The organism is Maribacter sp. 2-571 (assembly GCF_050589625.1).
In the GTDB taxonomy this organism is placed as follows: Bacteria; Bacteroidota; Bacteroidia; order Flavobacteriales; family Flavobacteriaceae; genus Pelagihabitans.
Genome location: NZ_JBNGOP010000058.1, coordinates 1 through 4404, shown reverse-complemented (window position 1 = coordinate 4404; position 4404 = coordinate 1). Strand labels below are relative to the sequence as shown.

Annotated in this window: 2 protein-coding genes; both read left to right on the top strand. The window is 46.1% G+C overall.

The genetic code is table 11. The features are described 5' to 3' along the window. Positions 1-241: 241 nt before the first annotated feature. Positions 242-2827, top strand: a complete 2586-nt coding sequence (locus ACRD7P_RS20805; protein WP_430909720.1) for a zinc-dependent metalloprotease — start codon at positions 242-244, stop codon at positions 2825-2827. Between the two features lie 143 nt (positions 2828-2970). Continuing rightward, positions 2971-4050 carry a hypothetical protein gene (locus tag ACRD7P_RS20800; RefSeq protein WP_430909719.1) on the top strand — a complete coding sequence of 360 codons (1080 nt, stop codon included), beginning with the start codon at positions 2971-2973 and terminating at the stop codon, positions 4048-4050. Positions 4051-4404: the final 354 nt, after the last annotated feature.

Genomic DNA, 4404 nt, shown 5'->3' with positions numbered 1-4404 from the left:
ACTCGACGTCATGTTCACGGCCTTTATCTATATCGCCCTGATTTTCGATGCAATTAGTGTTAACACGCCCTAGTACAAAGAGCATATCGCTTTTTTGGCCAGCAACAGGTTTTGATGCGCCAAGGTCTATTCGTTTTAGCGGCCAATCCTGATTTTTTTACGTATATTAAGGAAAGCGGTAGTCGAAATTGATCCACAGAAACTACCAAAGCCCCGACCAACGGCATACTAAACAGGATAATTGAAACGTTCGCTATTTATGAACCGTTATATTGGTGGTATACTGTTGTTGATGATAATGACTTCTTGTGGCTCGTTCGGGTCAGTGGGAAAAGCTTCAAAAAATAAGGAGCGCACGACCTTGGCCACAAACAAGGAAAAAGCATACGACCGTTTTGTTACCAAGGATGCGGTAACCAAAAAAGGGCTTTTTGATGTGCATCAGGTTGCCGATGCCTATTACTTTGAAATTCCCGACAGCCTTTTTAATAGAGAACTGCTGGTGGTAACCCGTTTTATCAAAACCCCCTCCGGTGCCGGAAATTACGGCGGCGAAAAAATAGGGGAGAACACCATCTTGTTTGAAAAAGGACCCCACAATAACGTTTTCCTTCGGATTGCCACCTTGGTAAGCGATGCCAATGAGGAAGATGCCATTTCAAAGGCCGTTAACAACGCCAACATTACGCCGATTCTAGAGGCGTTTGAAATTAAGGCCACGAACGATAAAAAGAAAACTTCGCTGATCGAGGTCACGGAATTTATCAACAGCGAAAATCCGTTGTTGACCCTGAGCAGTGCACAAAAATCGGCCTACAAGCTTTCGGCTTTGGAAAAAGATCGATCTTACATCAAAAAAATCAACACCTACCCCTTTAATACCGAGATCCGGACGGTAAAAACGTACAAGGCGTTGGCCAGCAAGGAAAAAAGAAAAAAGCAATTGCCCGCGGCGGTCCTGGCGGGGGTGGTTACCTTGGAAATCAACAATTCTTTTGTGCTATTGCCAAAGGAGCCCATGCGCAAGCGCCTATATGACGCACGAGTGGGCTATTTTGCAAGTTCGTATTTGGAATATGGAGATGAGCAGCAAAAAGTAAACCGCAACACCTATATCCACCGTTGGCGTTTGGAACCCAGAGCGGAAGACCTTGAAAAATGGAGAAACGGGGAGCTGGTCACCCCCAAAAAACCGATCGTATACTACATCGATCCCGCAACGCCTAAAAAATGGCGGCCCTATTTGATACAGGGCATCAACGATTGGCAGGTCGCCTTCGAACAGGCTGGGTTTAAAAATGCCATTGTAGGGAAAGAATGGCCCGAAGACAATCCGGATATGAGTTTGGAAGACTCCCGTTTTTCCGTTTTACGCTATTTTGCCTCCCCATCCAAAAACGCTTACGGGCCCAATATTGTAGATCCGCGCAGCGGGGAAATCCTTGAAAGCCATATCGGTTGGTACCATAACCTCATGAGCCTATTGCACAGTTGGTATATGGTGCAGGCGGGTGCCGTGGATAGCCGCGCCCAACAACTGGAGTACGATACGGAATTGATGGGAAACCTCATTCGTTTTGTAGCATCGCATGAAGTGGGGCATACCATAGGGCTCCGACATAATATGGGGGCCAGTAGTGCCACCCCTGTGGATAAATTGCGCGACGCCGATTGGTTAAAAAAGAACGGACATACCAGTTCGATTATGGATTATGCCCGTTTCAATTATGTGGCCCAGCCAGAGGATAACATCCCTACCGAATATCTAATGCCCAGGATCGGGGATTACGACAAGTGGGCGGTGCAATGGGGCTATGGCGGTCAAGCAGGGGAACTCAGCGTAACCGAAGAAAAAGAAGTTTTGGCGCAAATGGTGGTCGATAGTGTCACCAACAACCATCGGCTGTGGTTCGGTGGGGAGGGCCGCGATTTCGACCCAAGGTCCCAGACCGAGGATTTGGGAGACGACTCCATGATCGCCAGCACTTACGGCATTATGAACCTGCAACGGATAACGCCCTGTTTGCGCGATTGGGTAAAAGGAAAGGGCAGCGATGATTTTTCAAGTTTGGACAACGTATACAAATCCTTGGTAAACCAGTACAGCGATTATATTTTTCATGTCACCAAAAATATTGGGGGCATTTATGTGACCCCAAAAACCATGGGGGAAGAAGGGGAGGTCTACCGGCCGGTATCCAAAGAAATACAAAAACAGGCATTGGCCTTTTTGGACAGGCATATTTTTAAGGAACCCAAGTGGCTATTGCCCAACGACATCCTGAACGCTATCCAATCGCCCCAGTCAAAGGAGTCCGTTACCAAAACCATGGAAAGCGTTATGGTGAACCTTTTGGGGGGGAGCCGCCTGAGCAGGATGACCTTTATTGCCGAGCGTTACGAGGAGGAAGACCCGTACCGGCCGGAAGAATATATCGACGATCTGAACCATTTGATATGGGGCGATATGTATGTTTTTTACCGAACGAACGCCTACAAACGAAAGTTGCAAAAAGCATATGTTTCCAATATGATCGCGCTATACAAACCCGAAGAGGCCCACGGTTTGGTAGAAGGTATTTTGGCCAAACTCTCTGAGGGATATACCGTAAATACCGATGTACGTTCCCTAGCCTTGGACAATTTGATTACGCTACAGGGAAAAATAAAGCAAACGATCCCGGTAATGACCGATCGCCTGACCATCGCGCATTTGAACTATCTCAAAAGGGAAATTGAAGAAGTTGTGGGCGAAACCAAGGAAGTAAACCCCATTTTCACCCCTTTAAACCGCAATGTCTCCATAGAAGAGGGGGAGGGCGAGTAGGTTTTCATATAAGTTTGAAGTTGTTGGGGCGCGCAAGAAGCCTTCCAACCGTTGTTCGGCATTATGAAAAAGGGTATAGGATTCTTTACTTTTTTTTGATGGGAAGTTCTTTAATCCTAGAGTATAGTTCTATTTTTGTTTTCATGAAGGAACACTTTTCTAAGATATCGATTTTTCGTTCCACGTTGTTTTTCACCGTCTTTTTTATACTGTCGTTTTCTGCCTTGGTCGCTCAAGTTAAAGTTGGAGAGAACCCTCAAAATATCGATGATGGTTCCTTGTTGGAACTTGAAAGTGATCAGCTGGTTTTGGTCGTTACGCGCGTAACCACCCAACAAATGAACGCGATGAGCCCTTTGGAAGGGGCCTTGGTGTACAATACCGATATCGGTTGTGTATATGCGTATACCGGTATTACTTGGATCAACCTATGCAACCAAAACAGTTCTGGGGGTGGGGTGAGCATTGCGCCGGGCAATAGTATTATCGACTTCGGAGGTGCTTTTTACGATAACTCCATAGTACAGGACGAACTTACCGAAACCACCGATGCCCTTGATCAACACCTCATCGAGGATACCGATACGGACGATGAAAACGAACTTACCGATTTGGTGCGGGACGGTACCGTATTGCGGTTGAGCAACCCGGCCACTCCAGGGAACCAAGTGGACTTAAGTGATCTGGCCGGCGGAAGTAATACCAATTTGGCCAATACCGACCTTACCCAGGCGGATGAAGATCGCAACTATAATTTGAACGGTAGAAATTTGGTATTTTCGGGGGTCGGCAATATGGGTATTTCCGCAAATCCACCTCAGGAAAAAGTACATGTAGGGGGCAATCTCAGGGTCGATGGCCGTTATTTGGACTCCGGGGGCGACGCGGGTACCTCTGGGCAGTTGTTAAGTGCTACGGCCGGGGGTACCGATTGGGTTTCGCCGAGCAGTGCTTTTCATGCTTTGGGCAAAGTAACGGACGGGGTATTGATAAATAGGACCAATGTGGGGTCCATCATAGACATTGGAATCGGTAATTATCAGCTAATTTTTGATATTCCTGCAAGTTCGGACAATTATGTGGTACAGGTAAGTTTATTGGATACCGGCCCGGCTGTGATTGAGGTGGCCACTCAAAATGTTTCCGGTTTCAATGTACGCTTATACGATTTGAATGGTGACCCTATTGACGGTACCTGGTTTTTTAGCGTAGTTGATTTTTGAACTTACATTTGAACAGGTGCCTCGACAGGCTCGGCATGACATGCGTTTTTTCGATTGGCAGAAGAGTGCTTTTATCTTTTTTGTAGTTAGTAATTAGTACAAAGTATTTAGTATTGAGTAGTGAGCAGAATTAGCTTGAACTTGAACTTGAACCTGTCTTTTTTCCTTGTTCTTTCAGCGCAGCGGTCTTTGTTTCAATTAGCAATTAGGCAATAAACAATGAACAGGTTGTTAGTATTCAGTAAAAAGTAATTCGTATTGAGTAGAAGGGGTTGGTAGTAATTAGGGCGTGTTAACACTAATTGCATCGAAAATCAGGGCGATATAGATAAAGGCCGTGAACATGACGTCGAG

Excerpts from the sequence above, each read along its gene's own strand:
- ACRD7P_RS20800 (WP_430909719.1), top strand. The coding sequence starts at position 2,971 with ATGAAGGAACACTTTTCTAAGATATCGATTTTTCGTTCCACGTTGTTT.